17 protein-coding genes and 1 tRNA gene are annotated in these 18,454 nt (G+C 64.3%); 13 read left to right on the top strand and 5 right to left on the bottom strand.

The window, feature by feature from the left end:
• Positions 1-454: 454 nt before the first annotated feature.
• Genes V8683_RS06035 through V8683_RS06025 form a run of 3 tightly spaced genes read left to right on the top strand, consistent with a single transcriptional unit; the run spans position 455 to position 2,012 of the window.
• Positions 455-895, top strand: a complete 441-nt coding sequence (locus V8683_RS06035) for a hypothetical protein (protein ID WP_411189380.1) — start codon at positions 455-457, stop codon at positions 893-895.
• Positions 895-1,581 carry a hypothetical protein gene (locus V8683_RS06030; protein WP_411189381.1) on the top strand — a complete coding sequence of 229 codons (687 nt, stop codon included), beginning with the start codon at positions 895-897 and terminating at the stop codon, positions 1,579-1,581. Before V8683_RS06035 ends, V8683_RS06030 begins: the two co-directional genes overlap by 1 nt.
• The gene (locus tag V8683_RS06025) at positions 1,578-2,012 is read left to right on the top strand and encodes a hypothetical protein (protein ID WP_411189382.1); all 435 of its coding nucleotides are present in this window, start codon (positions 1,578-1,580) and stop codon (positions 2,010-2,012) included. Before V8683_RS06030 ends, V8683_RS06025 begins: the two co-directional genes overlap by 4 nt.
• A gap of 83 nt (positions 2,013-2,095) precedes the next feature.
• Here the strand turns inward: V8683_RS06025 and V8683_RS06020 are convergent, their stop codons facing one another.
• Positions 2,096-3,082 carry a tyrosine-type recombinase/integrase gene (locus V8683_RS06020; protein WP_411189383.1) on the bottom strand — a complete coding sequence of 329 codons (987 nt, stop codon included), beginning with the start codon at positions 3,080-3,082 and terminating at the stop codon, positions 2,096-2,098.
• A 79-nt stretch (positions 3,083-3,161) separates the two neighbouring features.
• Between V8683_RS06020 and V8683_RS06015 the strand changes: the two genes are divergently transcribed.
• Positions 3,162-3,237: transfer RNA gene (locus tag V8683_RS06015), tRNA-Val, on the top strand.
• 169 nt (positions 3,238-3,406) lie between these two features.
• On the opposite strand, the gene V8683_RS06010 is transcribed toward V8683_RS06015, so the two are convergent.
• Genes V8683_RS06010 through V8683_RS05995 form a run of 4 tightly spaced genes read right to left on the bottom strand, consistent with a single transcriptional unit; the run spans position 3,407 to position 7,985 of the window.
• The gene (locus V8683_RS06010) at positions 3,407-4,555 is read right to left on the bottom strand and encodes a CaiB/BaiF CoA transferase family protein (protein ID WP_411189384.1); all 1,149 of its coding nucleotides are present in this window, start codon (positions 4,553-4,555) and stop codon (positions 3,407-3,409) included.
• 30 nt (positions 4,556-4,585) lie between these two features.
• On the bottom strand, positions 4,586-5,191 hold the full coding sequence (locus V8683_RS06005) for a DAK2 domain-containing protein (protein WP_411189385.1): 606 nt from the start codon (positions 5,189-5,191) through the stop codon (positions 4,586-4,588).
• Positions 5,188-6,192, bottom strand: a complete 1,005-nt coding sequence (locus V8683_RS06000; protein ID WP_411189386.1) for a dihydroxyacetone kinase subunit DhaK — start codon at positions 6,190-6,192, stop codon at positions 5,188-5,190. Before V8683_RS06000 ends, V8683_RS06005 begins: the two co-directional genes overlap by 4 nt.
• A 56-nt stretch (positions 6,193-6,248) precedes the next feature.
• On the bottom strand, positions 6,249-7,985 hold the full coding sequence (locus V8683_RS05995; protein WP_411189387.1) for an acetolactate synthase catalytic subunit: 1,737 nt from the start codon (positions 7,983-7,985) through the stop codon (positions 6,249-6,251).
• Between the two features lie 561 nt (positions 7,986-8,546).
• Here V8683_RS05995 and V8683_RS05990 point away from each other — a divergent pair.
• The 9 genes from V8683_RS05990 (at position 8,547) to V8683_RS05950 (ending at position 18,345) form a co-directional block, all read left to right on the top strand.
• On the top strand, positions 8,547-9,119 hold the full coding sequence (locus V8683_RS05990; protein ID WP_462847775.1) for a hypothetical protein: 573 nt from the start codon (positions 8,547-8,549) through the stop codon (positions 9,117-9,119).
• Between the two features lie 3 nt (positions 9,120-9,122).
• Positions 9,123-10,004: an N-acyl homoserine lactonase family protein gene (locus tag V8683_RS05985; RefSeq protein ID WP_411189389.1), complete on the top strand. Its 882-nt coding sequence runs from the start codon at positions 9,123-9,125 to the stop codon at positions 10,002-10,004.
• Between the two features lie 122 nt (positions 10,005-10,126).
• Positions 10,127-11,131 (top strand): substrate-binding domain-containing protein, encoded by a 1,005-nt coding sequence (locus V8683_RS05980; protein ID WP_411189390.1) that lies wholly within the window; start codon positions 10,127-10,129, stop codon positions 11,129-11,131.
• 7 nt (positions 11,132-11,138) lie between these two features.
• Complete coding sequence (locus V8683_RS05975; protein ID WP_411189391.1) at positions 11,139-12,698, top strand: sugar ABC transporter ATP-binding protein; 1,560 nt, start codon at positions 11,139-11,141, stop codon at positions 12,696-12,698.
• Positions 12,695-13,660: an ABC transporter permease gene (locus V8683_RS05970; RefSeq protein WP_411189392.1), complete on the top strand. Its 966-nt coding sequence runs from the start codon at positions 12,695-12,697 to the stop codon at positions 13,658-13,660. Before V8683_RS05975 ends, V8683_RS05970 begins: the two co-directional genes overlap by 4 nt.
• On the top strand, positions 13,657-14,664 hold the full coding sequence (locus tag V8683_RS05965; RefSeq protein ID WP_411189393.1) for an ABC transporter permease: 1,008 nt from the start codon (positions 13,657-13,659) through the stop codon (positions 14,662-14,664). The genes V8683_RS05970 and V8683_RS05965 overlap by 4 nt, the downstream gene beginning before the upstream one ends.
• A gap of 76 nt (positions 14,665-14,740) precedes the next feature.
• A complete protein-coding gene (locus tag V8683_RS05960) occupies positions 14,741-15,508 on the top strand; it encodes an SDR family NAD(P)-dependent oxidoreductase (protein ID WP_411189394.1) in 768 nt (255 codons plus the stop codon).
• Between the two features lie 199 nt (positions 15,509-15,707).
• The gene (locus V8683_RS05955; RefSeq protein ID WP_411189395.1) at positions 15,708-17,138 is read left to right on the top strand and encodes an MFS transporter; all 1,431 of its coding nucleotides are present in this window, start codon (positions 15,708-15,710) and stop codon (positions 17,136-17,138) included.
• Between the two features lie 148 nt (positions 17,139-17,286).
• The gene (locus tag V8683_RS05950) at positions 17,287-18,345 is read left to right on the top strand and encodes a LacI family DNA-binding transcriptional regulator (RefSeq protein ID WP_411189396.1); all 1,059 of its coding nucleotides are present in this window, start codon (positions 17,287-17,289) and stop codon (positions 18,343-18,345) included.
• The last annotated feature ends 109 nt before the right edge of the window (positions 18,346-18,454 follow it).

The raw sequence follows: 18,454 nt of genomic DNA, 5'->3' as shown, positions 1-18,454 counted from the left end.
AATCCTAAACACCTAGAGTCCAAGCAGGGCGCGGCCCTATGCCAGATTTACCGTAAATTTAGGCGTTAATCTGTTAGTCTTTTTCCCACTTGCATGGCGCGGCGAAGTCCAGCGCCGAAGGCGCGCCAGCGGACGCTCAAACGCACGACGCCTTTATTCGGCGTTCTCCCACAAGCGGAACAAGGTGTGATGAAGGGCGGGGACGCATCCGGGACTGGCGCGGCGAAATCGAAGGCGACCGGACGCAAACGCCGACCCGATACCCGACCGTTAAACGGGTGCATCCGGCCTAAATCCGTGTCCTACGCCCGTCGAGCGACCCGGCCCACATCGACCTACCCGAAGCAAGTTCGAACGCCTCTACGCCTCTACGCCCACGACACCAGAACACGTAGCCATCGACACCAGACACACGGAGAATCGCGAGCAGGACATCGAATGCCTAGCCAACGCCATGATCTACGATCCGATCAAAGACAACATCAGCGCCGAATTGCGACGCATCTACAGCACGTACATCGAGCAAATCGTGTGGCGCGGCTGCACCAAGCAAGAAGCGGCGTTACGCGTGGGCGTCGATCCCGATCAGGTTGAGCAGTGGATTCGAAACGCAGAAACCGACCCGTATGTGCTTCACCTGATCGAGCAAGAGACCGCGAAGCTGGACCCTCAGAAAGCGTGGAGCGCGAACGCGGCCATCGTTCACCTTCTCCGCTTGGTCGAAAATCCCAGTGAGAAAGGCAACGTCAAGCTCGGCGCCATCGACCGCTTGAACGTCCTGCTCGGCATCGTGACTGTCGATAAGGACGGCAACACGCGTCGCGGCGGTCTGACGGTCGAAGACGTGCTCAGGATGACGCCGTCCGCACCGGGCGCAGCGTCGAAGGTCCACTAATGATCGACCGCGCGACCTATCAACGGCTGCTCGACACGCACGGTCGGCGCGTCGCCAATCGCGCGTTCGTCGCGGAGCAGTCGCCAGAGCAGCGTGATTGGACTTCATTCTATGCGTGCTATGGCGACGAGCGAAAGCTACCGGAGAACGAGCGTTGCCGAACAGGAGTGCTTCGCCAGTTCGATCCGATGGGCTGGACTCGGCTCTACGAAAACCACCCATACGAAGAGCACAGCATCATCTATATCAGCACGAAAGGCGCGAGCGCGGAATGGCTCGATCAGCTAGTCAAAGCGCGCGAGTTTTGGGGCGATTGGGTCATCGCATTTCTGTACAAGAGTCTTATCTGCGGCCAGTCCATCGAAGTCTTCGACAGCATCGCAGACGATCAAGGCGAGTTCGTCACGGTCGAAGACAGCAGTGCCATCGGCCCCTTCGGAGCGGATGGCGCGACATTCTGCGCGTGGTTCCCGGAGTGGCGCGGCTGGGCTGCATGGTCCGCGAGCCTGAGCGAAGACGACATATCCGTCATCGGAGAAGTGTTCGCATGGGCCTTCTCGTGGTCACGCGGCGAAGAGCAAGCGCCGAAGCTATGGCCCGATCCCGGCACGCCCGAAGCCATGGCGTTTCGGTCAAAGCTGCGTGGGAAGGAATCCGCCACGCCTAAACAGGAGCCAAAGAAATGAGCCTACGATCCAAGCGCCCATCGAAAGCGCCAGAAACCAAGGATACCGAACAAGTCAGCGAGAAGCCCGCAGCCACGTTCTGGGACGGTTTCGAGTCATCGGGCAGCAGCACCACCGGAATCGACCAGCGCAAGTGGCGCGACGCAGAAATCATCACCAGCGAACCGGAAGTGACGGAAGCGCCCGCACAGGAACGACCCACATCGCGCGGCAAGATCGAAGGCGGTAAGCGCCTCAATCACGCACCGCTGTTGAGCGACGATCCGCGCGACCTTTTCAGCACGCACCGCGCCGAACGATCATCGCACCCGGAAGCCGTCGCCAAGCGTGAAGCAGCCCGCGCGAAGAAGGCCAAGGAGCAGGACGAGCGGGCATGGCGCGGCATGGCGTTCTTCCTCAAGCTCGTTTCGATGGGAGCGGGGCACAACTGAGTCCCGCCCGCGTCCCTTCTCAAGTCTCACCCGCGCCCATCAACAGGGCGAACGCCGTTCAGAGGCGCGGGTTGTGCGAGAAATTACCCAAGCACCGCCACAAGATCGTCCGCAGACAGGTTGACATAGCGTTGCAGCATGGCGAGCGTCTTGTGACCGGATACGACGCGCAGTTGTGCCGTAGTCAGCCCGTCGCGAGCCAATCGCGTGCAAGCTGTATGTCGCAGGTCGTGAAACGTGATGTGCGGTATCTTGGCGCGGCGGACGGCCCGGATGAAGTTGTGCGTGATGTCGCCCAACGCGAACATGCGCTCCGTCCCTTCCGGCAGCGCGCGCAATATACATATAGCCTTCGAGGACAGTGGCACATCGCGCGGCGCTCCGTTCTTCGTCATGTGCAACCGTGCCACGCGCCGATCCCAGTCAATATCCTTGCGGCAAAGGGCCAGAATTTCGCCTTGTCGCATCGCGGTCGCCAGCGCGAACTCGATTGCCGCTGCCAGATATATGTTGCCGGAGTCGTGTGCCGCCGCCAGCAGCAAAATCTCTTCTTCCGGCTTGAGTACCCGATCACGCGCGGCAGGCGCTCGCGGGCGGGTGATGCGAACGTCCGGCACGCTGATCCCGAATTCGAGACGCGCCCGGTTGAGCGCCGCCCGGATAATGTTCAGTTCCTTGAGGACCGTTCCCGGCTTGACCGCCCTTAGCCGCTCGTCCCGGTAGTTCGCGAGGACATCGGGCGTCAGGTCCGCCGCCCGCACGCGGCTGAACGGGTGCTTGAGCAGGGCGGCGATGCGCCGGTGTTCGTCATCCGCGCTCCGGTGCGCCGGTACGCAGCGCGTGTCGTACATTATTAGTATGTCGGCCACGGTCGATTCGTTCACCGACTCCTGCTTGGCTGCGGCGAGACCTTCGCCTGTATCCCATGAGCGCTCGATGCCGCGTGCCCACTTGATAGCCTCTTTCTTGTCCAAAAACGTTTTCGATAGGATGGGGAAGCCTTTGCGGCGGCACTTCGCTTGATACGAGACTTCGCCAGCTTGGTTGACACGTTTGCTGATCGTTGGCATGATTGCGTCCTTCGTCGAGTCCTACGGACGCAGAGACGGAGCGCAAAAATGCGGCGGAAGCCCGTTTCATAAGGGAAACGGGTGCTTAGCTCAGTTGGTAGAGCGGCGCCCTTACAAGGCGTAGGTCGGGAGTTCGAGCCTCTCAGCACCCACCAGTTTCGTGATCTGCAGTTGTCCAGCGCAGTCTGAAAAAGTAGGTTGTAGTCCCTGAAACCCGCACGGCCATTGGCTTTGCGGTTTTTTTGTTTTTCGCGGACGGTCCAGAAACGTCCAATCATCCCCCGCTTTCCCGCTGTCAGAGACACGTCGCCCAAACCAGGGCACTCAATTCACGCCCCATTCGCGCAGCACTTCTTCATTGTGCTGCCCAACGGTCGGTGGTGGTCGCCGTACCGAACCCGGCGTGTCGGAAAGCTTCACCGTCACGCCGTGCGTCGTATAGCGCCCGGCGACAGGGTGATCGATGTCGACGATCTGGCCGCGCGCCTGCAACTGCGGATTCTGGACGACTTCGTCGATCGTTGCGACCTTGGCGCACGGCACGGCCGCCGCGTCCATGGCTTCGACCACCGCATCGGCAGTCCTGCCCTTGACCCATTCGGCCACCACCGCGTCGATGGCAAGGCCGTTGGCGAGCCGTGCATGCGCCGTGGCAAAGCGCTCGTCGTCGAGCAGCCCCGGCTGCTTCATTGCGCTCACCAGTCGCGGAAAAAGCGCATCGGTGCCGGCCGCGAGATACACCCATCGGCCGTCCGACGTCTGGTAGCTGTTGACCGGAGCGGTGTAGCGATCGAGGTTGCCGCAACGGGACATCGTGTTATCGAGCTGCTTCTGCTGCGGGATCGCGGTAAGCAGCAGGCTCGCTGCACTTTCGAGCAGCGTGGCCTCGACGAGTTGTCCCTTTCCGGAAGTCTGGCGGCTGTGCAGGGCGCTAAGCGTACCGATGGTCGCATAGAGCGCGGAGGTGTAGTCCACCATGAACGTACCCGCCAGCGTAGGCGGTCCATCCGACTGACCTGTCATGCTCATCAGCCCGCTCATGGCCTGCGCGATTGCGTCGAAGCAGGCACGCCTGGCGAGCGGACCAGTCTGTCCGAATCCGGAGATCCGCACCATCACGAGCCGTGGGTTCAGCGCTTGCAGCGTGTCCCAGCCGCATCCCATCTTTTCCATGGTACCGGGCCGAAAATTTTCGATCAGCACATCGGCTTTGCTCGCGAGCTGGCGCAGCGTTTCCTGATCTTTGGGATTGCGAAAGTCCAGCGCGACGCTCCGCTTGTTGCGGTTGAACGTCATGAAATAGAGACTCTCGCCATTTATCTGCGGCAGATTTTGCCGCGTGTCTTCGCCTTTGCCCGTGCGTTCCACCTTGATCACGTCGGCGCCCATGTCCGCCAGCTGCATCGCGCACATGGGACCAGCGATGTAACGCGAGAGATCGAGTACCTTGATGCCTTCCAGCGCGCCTGCCATTCCTGATGTCTCCGGGATAGTTGATTTTGTCTATGCGATCGCGTGCAACAGGCATCGGAATGCCACCATGCCCGGATCGTCGAGTCCGATCGAGCGCTCGGCGAACATCCGCGCACGTCCGATCCGGTTGGGCTTGCCGCGATAGGTTGCCAGTGTCGCGTCGACCGCGTCGACCGCGGCCCGGTACTGGCTGGCCCGATCGGCGTGGCCCGTGATCGCGGTCTGGACGGCGGCGAGCGGATCGAGCACGGTCTTGTCGCCGAGCGCCGCGCCGCCGCGCGCGATCAACGCGTCGAGCACGCTCTTGAGGAGCGCGGGCAGCGCATTGGGCGCGAGCGCCGTCTGACCGGCGGTCTGCTTCGCACACGCAATGAACGCGACACCCAGCAATGTACCAAAGCTCGAACCCGAGGCGCGGGTACAGGCAAGCGCGCATTGGCGGAACAGTTCGTCGGGCGAGCCGGCGGGCGTCGCCAGCGCGGACCTGATCTGGACCGCGCACTTCTGCAGCGTCGCGCCGAGATCGCCATCGCCGAGCTGGGCGTCGAGGCGGTTCAGTTCGGGCGCGAAGCTGTCCACCTGGTCGGCGCAGCGCAGCAGCGCGGCCGCGATCTCTTCGGTGGTCATCGGGGTCATACGGCACTCCAGTAAGGACAGACGGCTGGCGCGCGCAGCAGCGTTTCCAGTTCGCTGTCGAGCCGGCACAACGAGAGGGAAGCGCCGGTCATCTCCATCGAAGTCGCGTAGCGGCCCACGCGCGGCAGCACGATTTCGATGCCTCGTTCGTCCAGCCTCGAGGCGACGCGGCGATAGAGGATGTAGAGCTCCTCGAGCGGCGTCGCGCCGAGCGAGTTCACCAGCACCGAAACGCGCTCGCCCTTGCCGATGCTGCTGTCGTCGAGCAGCTGCCCGAGCATCGTGTCGGCGGCGGCGTCCGCGCTCATCATCGGTCCGCGCTGGATGCCCGGTTCGCCGTGAATGCCCATGCCGAGCTCCATTTCGCCGTCGCCGATCGAAAAGGTCGGTTCTCCGGCCTCGGGCACGGTGCAAGGGGTCAGCGCCACGCCGATCGTCACCGTTGCGTCCGCGGCCTTCTGCGCGATCGCGGCGACGCTTTCCAGCGTGGCGCTCTCGAGTTCGGCCGCGGCGCCGGCCACCTTGTACGGATAGATCAGGCCCGCGACACCGCGGCGCTTCTCGCGCTCGGCTCGCGGGGCGCTGCCGACGTCGTCCGCGATCAGCACGGTTTTCGTGGCGATGCCTTCGAGTTCCAGCATCTCGGCGGCCATGTTGAAGTTCATCTTGTCGCCGCCGTAGTTGCCGTACAGGAACAGGACGCCTTTCCCGCCACTGGCGGCCGTGGCGGCGGTCATGCAGTCGTGCACGGCCGGACCGGCGAACACGTTGCCGACCGAGCAGGCATCGAGCAGCCCCTCGCCGACGTAGCCGGTGAAAGTGGGCAGATGACCGGAACCTCCGCCCGACACGACGCCGACCTTTCCGGCGCGCGTCGGCTTCGCGCGCGCGATCACACGCCCCGTTTCGCCGAGCTGGCGATAGATGCCGGGGTGAGCGGCGCACAGGCCGGCGAGTGCCTCGTCCGCATACGCGTCCGGGCGGTTCAGGAGTTTCTTCACGTAGTGTCTCCTCCGCGTCGCGGCGGCATTGCCTGCCGCCATGACGCTTCGATTGATCAGTAGCGCAGGGCGGCCCGCTCTTCGAAAACGGTGACCGGCGGATACGCAGTCTGGTCGGTCACCACGTCGATCACCGTGACGCCGTTGGTGGCGAACGCGGTCTTCAGCGCGGGCAGGAACTCGTCCGGACGCTCGACGCGTATACCCTCGCAACCGCACGCGCGCGCAATCGCGGCGTGATCCACCGGTTCGAAATCGCAGGCGTTCGAGTAGTCGTTGAAGAAGACTTTCTCGGCGTGCTTTTCGTAGCCGAGAATCTGGTTGTTCAGCACCACCAGCACGAGATTGAGTCCGGAACGCTTCGCCGTTTCCAGTTCCGACCACACGTGAGCGAAGCCGCCGTCGCCGACCAGCGCGAACACCGGGGAACCCGGGCGCGCCATCTTCGCGCCGAGCGCGAACGGCAGGCCCCAGCCGAGGCCGGCGAGGCCGCGAGGCGTGACGAAGCGCGTGCCCACGCCGCGCGCGGTCAGGAAATTCGCGACCCAGATCGACGAGTAGCTCGCATCGGCCACGACGACGGTCTCTGGCGTCAGGATGCTGTCGAGATCGGCCATCAGCCGCTCCGGGCGAACCGGCGTCGCGTCGAGATCGACCGCCGTGCGCATGTCAGCCTGCCATTTCGCGTGCCCGTCGGCGATCGTGCTGGCGAGCGCGTCGCGCTGCTCCGTGCGTTTCGCGAGATCGCGCCGTGCCAGCGCGTCCGTCAATGCGGCGAGACACAGCCGTGCATCGCCGACGAGCCGCAACGCGTCGTAGTTGCGACCAATTTCCTGACCGTCGATATCGATGTGGATGTAGCGCGCGTTGGCCGGATACAGGCTCCAGCTATCGGTGCCGTTCTGGTTGGTGCGGTTGCCCACCAGCACGATGACGTCCGCGTCTTCGACCAGCGGGCGCAGGTGACGCGTACGGCCGCGCGTCCCCATGAAGTAGCCCACCACGCCCACCGAAAGCGGATGGGTTTCGTCGACGGCACCCTTGCCCATCGCGGTCGTCGCGACCGGCAGCGAAGCCGTCTCCTGGAGCCGGGCGAGTTCCGCCGCGGCATCCGACGTATGCACGCCGCCGCCCGCGATGACGAGCGGCGCGCGGGCATTGGCCAGCAGGTCCGCGGCGGCTTCGATCATGTCGGGCGCGGCCACGCTGCGATCGAGCGGGAAGCTGCCGAGGTTGCTCGCATGCGTGCGCGCGGTGACCTGCGCCGGCTCGACGAACAGATCGATGGGGACGATCAGCACGGCCGGCCCGGGACGGCCGGACGCAGCAGCCGTGAAGGCCATGTCGACATAGTCGTCCACCCGGTCGGCTTCGGTCACGCGGCGCACCCACTTGGCGGCGCCCTTGAACAGATCGAGATGATCGAGCTCCTGGAACGCGTTCTTGTCGGTCTGCTTGCGATGGACGTCCTGCACGATCGCCACGACCGGTATGGACGCCTTGTACGCTTCCGCGAGCCCTGCCACCAGCAGCGTGGCGGCCGGCCCGTTCTGCGCGGTCACGACCGGTACCTTGTGGGTGAGGCGGGCATAGGCGTCCGCCATGTAGGAGCCTGCGTTTTCGGTGCGGTAGCCGACCTGGCGAATCCCGTACTCGGGCGTCGCGAGGAACAACGCCGCCGGAATGGCCTGGCCGAATATGACCTCGACCCCATGACGCTTGAGCGCCGCAGCAAATACCTGCGCCACGGTCTTCTTCTGAAGCGCGTCGACTTCCGCCTGATTGGACTGCATCAAGTCTTTCTCCATGATGGCTTCGCGATGTCTGCATGAGATGCGCCCGCACGGTGCGCGGCAGCAATGCGAAGCGTGTTTGCACGATGAGGTTGAACCGGTGCCGGTCCGCTCGTCTGCAGACCCGCTCCCTAACCCGCCACGCGTTCGCATCGGCACAGTCGTGCGGTGCGTCGGCAGCAGACGGGTCACCAGTTCAATCTATCATAAAAACGTTATTATAAAAACGTTTTTATTTCAGGGTAACTACTGATATGTCGGGCGTTGTCGGGAGCGCCTGTGACATCGATCCGGGACGCGAGGCCTCAGGTCCTGCCGGACAGCCCGGCACGGGCTGATTCCCAGGGAACACCCGAAAATAAAAACGTTTCTATAATAACGTTTTTATGCTAGATTGCATCGACGGTCGAGGCTCGCTTTCACTTTCGTGATCGACAGCCACCGGAATTGCGCGAAAAGAGGAGGTCGCACGCGGGGTTCGAAGCGCGCGGCTACGGAGACAGTGATCGCCTGCGACTCGTTCGAGAGACAAGGTTGTCATGCATACGATGTGGAGTGCCAATGATGTCTGCGGAACATCCGTTTCTCCAGGAGATGCCAGACGGTCTGGAGCGTCATGCCGCCGCGAATACGAAGGCACATGGAGAGCATTGCGCTGGGAGCTATGCCCCTGAGCACGATGTCACGCTCAACGATGCCTTGATCGCGTATCTCCTGCGCGTCCAGTCCACCTTCGAACTGCTGCGCGACGCCGCGTCCCAGACCGCGGCCATCCTGGTGCTGGTCGCTAGCGGCAGCTCCGGCGCCACCGCCCATCCGATGCTCGCCGTGGTGGAACAGAGCGAGCGCGAAGTTCGCGAGCGCCTGTCGGAGCTTGCAGTGCCGGCTGGGGGCAGGCACGGACATCTTCACCTGTCCGATGCGGCCGAAGCGCTGCGGGCAGCGCTGTCGTCCATCCGCGCCGCGGGTTCGGCACGAGTGGCCCAGCCGACGCAGGACCTCGCCCAGATCTATGGGCGCCTGCAGAACACGCTGCAGGAATTGCGGTTCGCGGCGGGGTGTCTTCCCGGTCTCGAACTCGTGTCCGTTTCCGAATCCTGTGCGTGTCACGCGCGTTTCGCAAAGGGAGACTGAGCGATGTCGAGGTATTCGATCTGGGTGCTGGAATACAGCTATATCGAAGCGGTTCCAGTCAGCGTGCAGATCTACGCGGCGCACAACGAGGGCACGCGACGGATCCCGTTCGCCTATGTGCTCATCAAGGGCTCCGGCGTGGTGGCCATGATCGACGTGGGTTTCAATCGCAAGGATTATGGCGCCGTGCTTGCCGAGGAGTTCGACATCGTCAACTGGCGCTCGCCCGCAACCGTGCTCGCCGAATGCGGCGTCACGCCCGAGGACGTGACGCACGTGTTCCTCACGCATGCGCATTACGACCATATGGGCGGCATCGAAGCGTTCCCGAACGCCACGTTCTACATTCAGGAGCGCGAACTGTCGAAATGGGTGTGGGCGATGGCGCTCGACCGGCGCTTCCGCTTCCTGATGAGCGCGACCGATCCGGCCGACATCCTCCGGGCGGTGGATCTCGCCCGCCAGGGCCGGCTGAAATGCGTGAACGGCGACGTGGAGGACGTGCTGTCCGGCATCGATCTGCATGCGGCATTCGACACCCATACGTGGGGCTCGATGTTCGTCCGCGTGCGAAACGACGGCAGGCGCGACAGCGACGACAACTGGATTTTCGCCGGCGACAACGTGTACTGCTTCGAGAATCTGGTCGGACGCGATGCGTCCGATCCCGAATACCTGCCGATCGGTCTCGCCGTCGGCAGTCACACCGAGATCCTGTTTTCGATCGACCAGATGGTGCGGCTCGCGGGCGGTGATCCGCGCCGCGTCGTGCCGGTCCATGAAGACCGTCTGGGAACGAAATTCCCGTGTCGCACGACGCGCGAAGGTTTGCGGGTATTCGAGATCGCGCTCGGCGACGGAGAGAGCAGCTTGACCACGGCGTAGTCCCTTCGGCGCCACACGCCGCGGAGATTCGCCACATCGCAGTGTGCCGATGCAAACAAGCCGGAAACCAGCGGGGAACCGGCGATGACGGCACACCTATAACCCCGAAAACGGAGACGGAGATGGTATCGAGCAGGAGATGGGCAACGGCGCTGCTGTCGGCAGCCGGTATGTGCTGGATGATCGGTGCGAGCGCGCCTGCGTTCGCGGACAAGCCTGTAACGGTTGCGTTCGCGCTATCGGACCTGAGCAACGACTGGAAGGAGACCTGTCAGCGCGACATGCAGGAGCACGTGAAGGCCGCGGGCTGGAAGCTGATCAGCACGTCGGCGGACAACGACCCGGCCAAGCAGTTGTCCGACATCCAGAATCTGCTCGCGCAGTCGCCGAGCGTGATCGTTGTTTCGCCGATCGAATCGGTCGCGCTGGCGCCCGCCGTGCAGATGGCGAACGACGCGGGCGTGCCGATGATCGTCATCGACCGGAAGCTGTCGGTCGCGCCGGGCACGGGCGAGTACAAGGTCGCGATCGTGCAGAGTCATGCGGCGTCCGGCAAGCTGCTCGCCGAAAAGACGGTCGAACTGCTTAAGGCCAAATATGGCAAGCCGAAGGGCAACGTCGTGCGTCTCGCAGGCATTCCGGGTGCGTCGACCGTGGCCGATGCGCGCGCGGGCTGGGATTCGGTGATGAAGAACTATCCGGACATCAAGGTCATTGCTTCGCCGAATGCGCAGTTCACCAAGGAAGGCGGCATCAAGGCGATGCAGGATCTGCTGCAACGCTATCCGAAGGGCTCGATCGACGTGGTCTGGTCGGACTACAGCGACGAGACGATGGGCGCGATCCAGGTGATCAAGGCCGCGGGGCGTACCGAACTGCTGGGCAACATCGTCGGCGAGGGCGGCCAGATCCAGGCGATCGAAGCCGTCACGCGCGGCGAAATCGCACGCGAGACGCAGACGCCGCCTTACTTCGGTCAGGACGTGGTCGACAACGTAAAGAAGCTGCTGGCCGGGCAGAAGGTGCAGCCGGAGCAAGGGCTGCAGATCCAGGTGTTCGACGCCGACAAGAAGGACCAGGCGCTCGCGTATCTGAAATCGATCCAGGCGAAGGGCCTGAAGTTCTGAGTCCGGCATGAATACGATCACACCCGTCCTGTCGTTGCGCGACGTCAGCAAAGCCTATGGGCCGGTCAAGGTGCTCAAGGGCGTCTCCTGCGATTTCAATCCGGGGGAGGTGCATTGCCTGATGGGGGAGAACGGCGCGGGCAAGTCGACCTTGATCCGGATCCTGTCGGGTGCGCATCACGCCGATTCGGGCGAGATCGTGTTCGACGGGGCCGATCTGCGCGCGCGAGGTTCGAACTTCGCGCGCCTGACACCCGCCGCGGCGCGCGAACTCGGCATCGCGACGATCTACCAGGAGCTGGATCTGATTCCGAACCTGAGCGGCGCGGAGAACATCCTGTTGGGCCGCGCGCCGCAACGCAGGTTCGGGTTGATCGACCGTCGAAAGATGCGGGCGCGCGCGCAGGAAATTCTCGATTCGATGCACGTGAGCGCGAACCTCGAGCGGCCGGTCAGGGAACTCGGGATCGCACAGCAGCAGATGATCGCGATCGCGAAGTCGCTCACCAACGATTGCCGGGTACTGATTCTCGACGAACCGACCGCCGTCTTCACCGGGGCCGAGACGCGTGCGCTGTTCGAGCTGATACGGCGCATGCGCGAGCGCGGCATCGCGATCATCTTCATTTCGCATCACATGGAAGAGATCTTCGAGATCGGAGACCGGGTCACGGTATTGCGCGATGGCATCGTCGCGAGCTCCGGGCCGATCGCGGACTACAGCCACGACCGCCTCGTGCGCGACATGGTGGGCCGCGACGTGGTCCGCACCGAACGTGGCGTCGCGAAAGTCGATGCGCCGGTGCTGCTCGAAGTGAGTCATCTGGGCGACGGCGTGGCCGTGAAGGACGTGTCGCTTCAGGTGCGCGAAGGGGAGATCGTCGGCATGGCGGGTCTCGTCGGTGCGGGCCGCACGGAAGTGGCTCGCCTGATCTTCGGGGCTGACGTCGCAACGCAGGGAACGATCCGGCTGGCCGGCCGCGAGATCGCACCGCGCACGCCCTTCGACGCGGTGCGCCTCGGCATTGGCATGGTCCCCGAGGACCGCAAGCTCGACGGCCTCGTGCTGACCCGCAGCATCGGCGAGAACGTCGGCTATACGCTGGTGCGCAAGGTCGCGCGCGCGGGTCTCGTGCACTGGTCGCGTGTGGGACGCGAGGTGAGCGCGAGCATGACCGCAACGGCGGTCAAGCCGCGCAATCCGGCGGCGCTCGTTGCGAGACTGAGCGGCGGCAACCAGCAGAAAGTCGTGCTGGGCCGCTGGCTGGCGGCGGGCGTCCGGTTCCTGATTCTCGACGAACCCACGCGAGGAGTGGACGTCGGGGCGCGCAGCGAGATCTACGACATGATTCGCGGACTGGCGGCGAACGGGCTCGGCGTGCTGCTGATCTCGTCGGACCTGCCCGAAGTGCTGTCGCAATCGGATCGCATCTATGTGATGGCGAAGGGGCGGATCGCCGGCGAATTGAGTGCGGACGAAGCGACCGAGGAGGTGGTGATGGCACTGGCCTTCCAGACCACCGAGGGCCGCCGTCCGCCGACAACGGAACAGGGAGCCATTGCATGAACCCGCCATCTTTTCTCGCGAGGCTGCGCGGACTGGGCGAGCACGGCACGCTGATCGCGCTCGTCGTGCTGGTTGCATGTGCAGCCTGGTTCGAGCCGCCGTTTCTGTCGCGCTTCAATCTTTCGGCGATTGCTTTCCAGTACTCGGTGATCGGACTGATCGCGCTCGGTCAGTTCTGCGCGGTGGTCACAGGCGGCATCGACCTGTCGCAAGGGTCCGTGATCGGCCTTGGTGCAGTGGCGTGCGCGATGGTCAGCGCATCGCTGGGTTACCCGGCGGGAATCGCGGCTGCCGCGGCGGTCGGCATCGCGGTGGGCGTGCTCAACGGTCTCATCGTGTCGTTCACGCGCATCCCGCCGTTCGTGGCCACGCTCGGCACCATGAGTCTTGCGCGCGGCCTGTCGTTGACCGTGACGGGCGCGCAGCCGGTGCCATTGGGCGACGCCACCCTGATGTCGCTGGCGAGTCTGCGTCTGTTCGACGTACCGGTTTCGTTCCTGTTCTTCCTGCTGTGTGCGCTGGCCATGGCAGCATTCCTCGCCGGCTGGCCGCTCGGACGCGCGATCTACGCCGTAGGCGGGCATGAGGAAAACGCGCGACTGACGGGTTTGCGCATCGTGCGCGTGAAGCTGGTCGTGTACGGCCTGTCGGGCCTGGCGGGCGGCCTCGGCGGCGTGCTGATGGCGTCGCGGATGGGTACGGGTCATCCGCTCGCGGGCACCGGCTACGAGCTGGTCAGCATCTCGGCGGTCATCATCGGTGGCGCCAGCTTGTTCGGCGGCGTGGGCCGCGTGTCGGGGCTCGTTGCGGGTGTGCTGCTGCTCGGCGTGCTCGACAGCGCGATCAATCTCTCGGGCCTCACGCCGGATCTGCAGGGCGCGGTGAAGGGCACCATCGTTCTGCTGGCGTTGGCATTGAGCCAGTTCAACCAGTTCCGCTTCAAGGGCAGGGTGCACGCATGACGACTTCCAACGCCAACACCGGCGCGGGCTCCGGTCGCACCGCAGGCGCGACGCGCGCCTGGGCCGCACCGCTCGGCGCGCATGGCGCGACGCTGCGGCTCGCATGCATTCTCGCCGGCGTCGTGCTGATCGGCACGCTCGCGTCGGGCGGCATTCTGCTGCGGCCGTCCAACCTGCTCGACGTCGTCCAGCAGGAGTCGATCCTGCTGGTGCTCGTCACCGCGCAGTTCTTTGTGATCGCGACCGGGGGCATCGATCTGAGCGTCGGCGCGGTGATCGCGCTGTCGAGCGTGGTGTTCGTGAGCGCACTGGACGCGGGGCCCGTGTTCGCCTGTTTCGCGGCATTGCTGTCGGGCTGCGTGTTCGGTCTCGTGAACGGACTGCTCGTCACCTTCGTGCGCCTACCTGCGTTCGTCGTAACGCTCGGCACGATGCAGATCGGCTACTCGGTCGCCAAGCTGTGGAGCCATGGCGGCACGGTCGACACGTCGGCCGGTGGACGCCACATTCCCCACGCCATGCTCGACTTCTACAGCGAGAAGCTTGCTGGCCTGCCTCTGGCGTTCTGGGCCGCGCTTGCAGTGCTCGGTCTCGGCTCGCTGTATCTGCGTACCGCGACCGGCAGCTTCACGTTCGCGATCGGCGGCAACCGCCGTGCCGCACGCCTCGCGGGCATTCCGGTCGAGCAGGTGAGCCTCGCGGCCTATGCCACCGGCTCGACCATCGCCGCGGCGGCGGGGCTGCTGTTCGCGATGCGCGTAGGCTACGGCGATCCTCATACCGGCGTGTGGCTGCCGCTCGATTCGATCGCCGCGATCTCGGTCGGCGGCGTCAGCCTGACAGGAGGCCAGGGCAACCTGGTTGCGGGCTTCATCGGCGTGCTGATTCTTGCGCTGGTGGACAACACGATGAATCTCGTCGGCATCTCGGCGCTCGTTCAACCTGCAGTCAAAGGCGTGATCCTGCTGCTCGCGGTACTGGCGTACAGCCGCAAGACAACCTGAACGTCGCCGCGGCAGGATCGCTGCCAGCCGGCGGCTGTCGTCGCCCCAACTTCACCGGACAATGGATGGACGAGTCGTGAACAGGAACGAAAAGGCAAGGACCGCGATCGTGACGGGCGCGGCGAACGGCATTGGCGCTGCTACCGCGCGCCGCTTCGTGCGGGACGGACACCGCGTGGTGCTGGTCGATGTCGCGCAGTCGGGCCGCGCACTGGCGGACGAACTCGGCGAGCAGACGGTGTTTCTGCAGGGCGACATCGCGCAGGAGACAACGGCGGCCACAGCGGTGCAACTGGCCATCGACCGCTTCGGCTCGCTCGATACGGTCGTCAACAACGGCGGCATTTCGCTGCTGCGATCACTCGTCGACATGACCGTCGACGAGTGGGAGCGCGTGCAGTCGGTCAACCTGCGCTCGTCATGGCTGTTCCTGAGGGCCGCGCATCCTCATCTGCTGAAGAGCGCCGTGCCGTCGGTCGTGAACGTGTCCTCGTTTCACGCGGGTGCGACGATCGGCGATTTCACCGCCTACGCCACCTCGAAGGCGGGCTTGTCGGGCTTCACGCGCAGCGCAGCAGTCGAGCTCGCCGCGCACGGTATTCGCGTGAATGCGGTGGCGCCCGGCGTGATCCACACGTCGATGCTGCAGAACTGGCTCGATACGGTCGCCGATCCCGATCAGGCGCTCGACCGCATGCGAACGTTTCAGCCGCTCGGTCGTCTGGGTCAGCCCGATGAAGTGGCGAGCGCGATTGCGTTTCTCGCCAGCGAAGACGCTTCGTTCGTGAACGGCACCACGCTGCTGGTGGACGGTGGGGTGTCGGCGCGTCTGTGGCATGCGTAGCGGCATGCGAGGCGCTCGGTATTTACCCAGGGAAGACGAGAAAACCCTGCTATAGAAACGTTTTTATTGGTACATTGGCTTTGGTGAAATATTGAAGCCGATCATGGGTGGCGGCGCTCTGGCTGGCCGGTTACAGGCCGCGCTTCGGGGCATGCGCGATGTCGAGCCGCCACCGCCCGGATAACAGGAGGAAGACGTGATGAAGTCAGGCAGTACGTCGATGAGTCTCGCGACCGGCGAGATGGACCAATCGCGGGAGGCGAGCGCGTTGTCGATGTCCGGGAGGGAGCGCGCGGCACTGCTGCGGCGCGCCGTGTTCGCGAGTCTGGTCGGTACGGCGGTCGAGTGGTACGACTACTTCATCTTCGCCACGGCTTCGACGCTGGTATTCGGCAGCCTGTTTTTCCCGGGCAATTCTCCGATGATGGGTGCGATCAAGTCGTTCGCGATTCTCGGCGTCGGCTTCGTCGTGCGTCCGCTTGGCGGCATCGTCTTTGGCGATATCGGCGACCGGCTGGGCCGCAAGAAGGCACTCGTCATCACTTTCATGATGATGGGTATCGCCACCTTCCTGATCGGCTGTCTGCCAACCACGCAGTCGATCGGCATCTGGGCGCCGATCCTGCTGGTGATACTGCGCCTGCTGCAAGGCTTCGGCGTGGGCGGAGAATGGGGCGGCGCGTCGCTGGTCGCGGTCGAGTTCGCGCCCGAAGGCAAGCGCGGCACCTACGGAAGCGTGCCGCAGGTTGGCAACGCGATTGGTCTCGTCATGGCGACCGGCGTGTTCGCCGTCGTCGCGCGCATGTCGCATGACGACCTGATGGCGTGGGGCTGGCGTGTGCCGTTCCTGCTCAGCATCGCGCTCGTGGTGGTGGGTCTCTTCATCCGGATGCGGCTGACCGAAACACCCGCCTTCGAGGCAGCAAGGCGCCAGATCGAAGCGAAGCGGGATGCGCATGACGACGGCAGCACCGCCGCGCAGATCGTCGACGACGCGTCGAAGCTGCCGATTTCCGTCGTGTTCGTGCGCTTCTTCAAGCCGCTGCTGCTGGCCATGGGCATGCGACTCGGCGAAGGCGTATTCGGCTACATGACGCTTACCGTCGGCCTTGCCTACGCGACGCACTACACGAAGACACCCGACGTGCACATCCTCTGGGCGGGCACGCTGGCGGCGGCGGGCGGTATCTACGCGTTCTTCTTCTTCGGACGGCTGTCCGACCGCATCGGCCGGCGCTGGACGTTCATGCTCGGCACGGCCGCGGGCGTGATCACCATCTTCCCGTTCTTCTGGGCGCTGCGCATCGGCAACATCCCGATGGTGTATGTGATGTACTTCCTCGCTTATACGCTGGGCGTGGGGGCGACGTATGCGGTGGAGCCCAGCTTCTTCTCGGAGCTGTTCGGCACCCGGGTCCGCTACACGGGAATCTCGCTGGCCGCTCAGGTGCCGAGCATCGTGATCGGTCTCTGGCCGATGGCGTCCGCAGGCCTGCTCGTGTGGTCGCATGGCGACCCGTGGCCGCTTGCGGCGACCACCATTGCCTGTGTGCTGGTCGGCGGGATGTGCGCGTTCATCGCACCGGAGACACGCCACGCGGACCTCACGCGCATTCGTGGCCGGGACTAGGTAACCGCAGGGCAACCGCGGGGCAAACCCGCGGGCTCCGGTTCCCGCCCGAACGAAAACGTTTTTTTCGTGCTGGACGATTGAGTACAATAGCCGCATCTGCAATTACCCGTGAGACCGTGCGTCGCACGGCAGGTCGGAACGTCCCGTGACCAAAAAGAACAGTCCCGCAAAGCCCAAGGTTTCGATCCACGATGTCGCGCGTGAAGCCGGTGTCGCGTTGTCGACCGTATCGAACGCGCTGGCCGGCAAGGAAATCGTCAAGGAATCCACCCGCGTGCGGATCCAGGAGATCGCCGACCGCATGGGATATCGCGTATCGGTGGTGGCCCGCGCGTTGCGGATGCAGCGCACGTTCACACTCGGCGTGCTGCTCGCGGACGTGTCGAATCCTTCATCGCCCGATTTTCTGCGCGGCGTAGAAGATGTCGCGGACCGCGAGTCGTGCAGTCTGCTGGTGTGCAACACCGACGGCGTGCTGGAGAAGCAGATCACGCAGATGAAGGTGCTGCTCGATCGTCGCGTGGACGGTCTCGTTCTGCTCTCGCAGTACAGCGAACCGCCTCTCGTTCGCGAACTGCTGGATTCCGGCACGCCGTTCGTGTTCCTGCAGCGCCGCTCGCGCAAGCATCAGGACGACTATGTGGGAGCCGACAACAACGAGGGCATTTCCGCCGCTGTCGAGCACCTCGTCAAGCTCGGTCACACGCGTATCGGTCTGATACGCGGTCCTTCAGAGTCGAGCACGGCCGACGAGCGGATGGTCGCGTTCCAGCAGTCGGTCGAGCGGTTGCACATCGACGACGATCCGAGCCTCATCGTGCAGGGCAACTATCACGTGGAGGGCGGGTATCGCGCCGCGAAAGAATTTTTCGCCCTGCGCAATCCGCCCACCGCCATTCTCGCCGCGAACGACATGAGTGCGATCGGCGTGATGAATGCAGCGCACGAAGCCAGGATCGCCATTCCAGAACAACTGTCCATCATCGGCCTCGACGATATCGAACTGGCCTCGTACGCGCCGATCAATCTCACGACCATCGCGCTGCAGCGGCGCGAAATGGGCGCGGCGGCCGCCACACTGCTGATGGACCGGATCAAGAACAACCGCAAGAAGGCCAAACAGGTGCTGTTCCCGATGCGCCTCGTCGTACGCGGCTCGACCGGGCCGGCGCTCAAAAAACGCACCCGGGTCAAGGCGGGCTGACACGCTGCGCTCGCGGCAACAGCCGCCAGTCCCAATCCTCCATTTTCTCCCGGCGTAACGATCCGTCGAACGATGGGTGCGTCGTCGCGCGCGTCTTTCACGCGAGCTT

It is taken from the genome of Paraburkholderia sp. AV2 (genome assembly GCF_054968425.1).
This window is presented reverse-complemented; position numbering and strand designations above follow the sequence as displayed.

Bases quoted from the DNA above. Each gene is read 5' to 3' on its own strand.
- V8683_RS05980 (WP_411189390.1), top strand. From the start codon at position 10,127: ATGGTATCGAGCAGGAGATGGGCAACGGCGCTGCTGTCGGCAGCCGGT.
- V8683_RS05975 (WP_411189391.1), top strand. From the start codon at position 11,139: ATGAATACGATCACACCCGTCCTGTCGTTGCGCGACGTCAGCAAAGCC.
- V8683_RS05990 (WP_462847775.1), top strand. From the start codon at position 8,547: ATGATGTCTGCGGAACATCCGTTTCTCCAGGAGATGCCAGACGGTCTG.
- V8683_RS06010 (WP_411189384.1), bottom strand. From the start codon at position 4,555: ATGGCAGGCGCGCTGGAAGGCATCAAGGTACTCGATCTCTCGCGTTAC.
- V8683_RS06005 (WP_411189385.1), bottom strand. From the start codon at position 5,191: ATGACCCCGATGACCACCGAAGAGATCGCGGCCGCGCTGCTGCGCTGC.
- V8683_RS05995 (WP_411189387.1), bottom strand. From the start codon at position 7,985: ATGCAGTCCAATCAGGCGGAAGTCGACGCGCTTCAGAAGAAGACCGTG.
- V8683_RS06035 (WP_411189380.1), top strand. From the start codon at position 455: ATGATCTACGATCCGATCAAAGACAACATCAGCGCCGAATTGCGACGC.
- V8683_RS06020 (WP_411189383.1), bottom strand. From the start codon at position 3,082: ATGCCAACGATCAGCAAACGTGTCAACCAAGCTGGCGAAGTCTCGTAT.
- V8683_RS05970 (WP_411189392.1), top strand. From the start codon at position 12,695: ATGAACCCGCCATCTTTTCTCGCGAGGCTGCGCGGACTGGGCGAGCAC.
- V8683_RS06030 (WP_411189381.1), top strand. From the start codon at position 895: ATGATCGACCGCGCGACCTATCAACGGCTGCTCGACACGCACGGTCGG.
- V8683_RS05955 (WP_411189395.1), top strand. From the start codon at position 15,708: ATGAAGTCAGGCAGTACGTCGATGAGTCTCGCGACCGGCGAGATGGAC.
- V8683_RS06025 (WP_411189382.1), top strand. From the start codon at position 1,578: ATGAGCCTACGATCCAAGCGCCCATCGAAAGCGCCAGAAACCAAGGAT.
- V8683_RS05985 (WP_411189389.1), top strand. From the start codon at position 9,123: ATGTCGAGGTATTCGATCTGGGTGCTGGAATACAGCTATATCGAAGCG.
- V8683_RS05965 (WP_411189393.1), top strand. From the start codon at position 13,657: ATGACGACTTCCAACGCCAACACCGGCGCGGGCTCCGGTCGCACCGCA.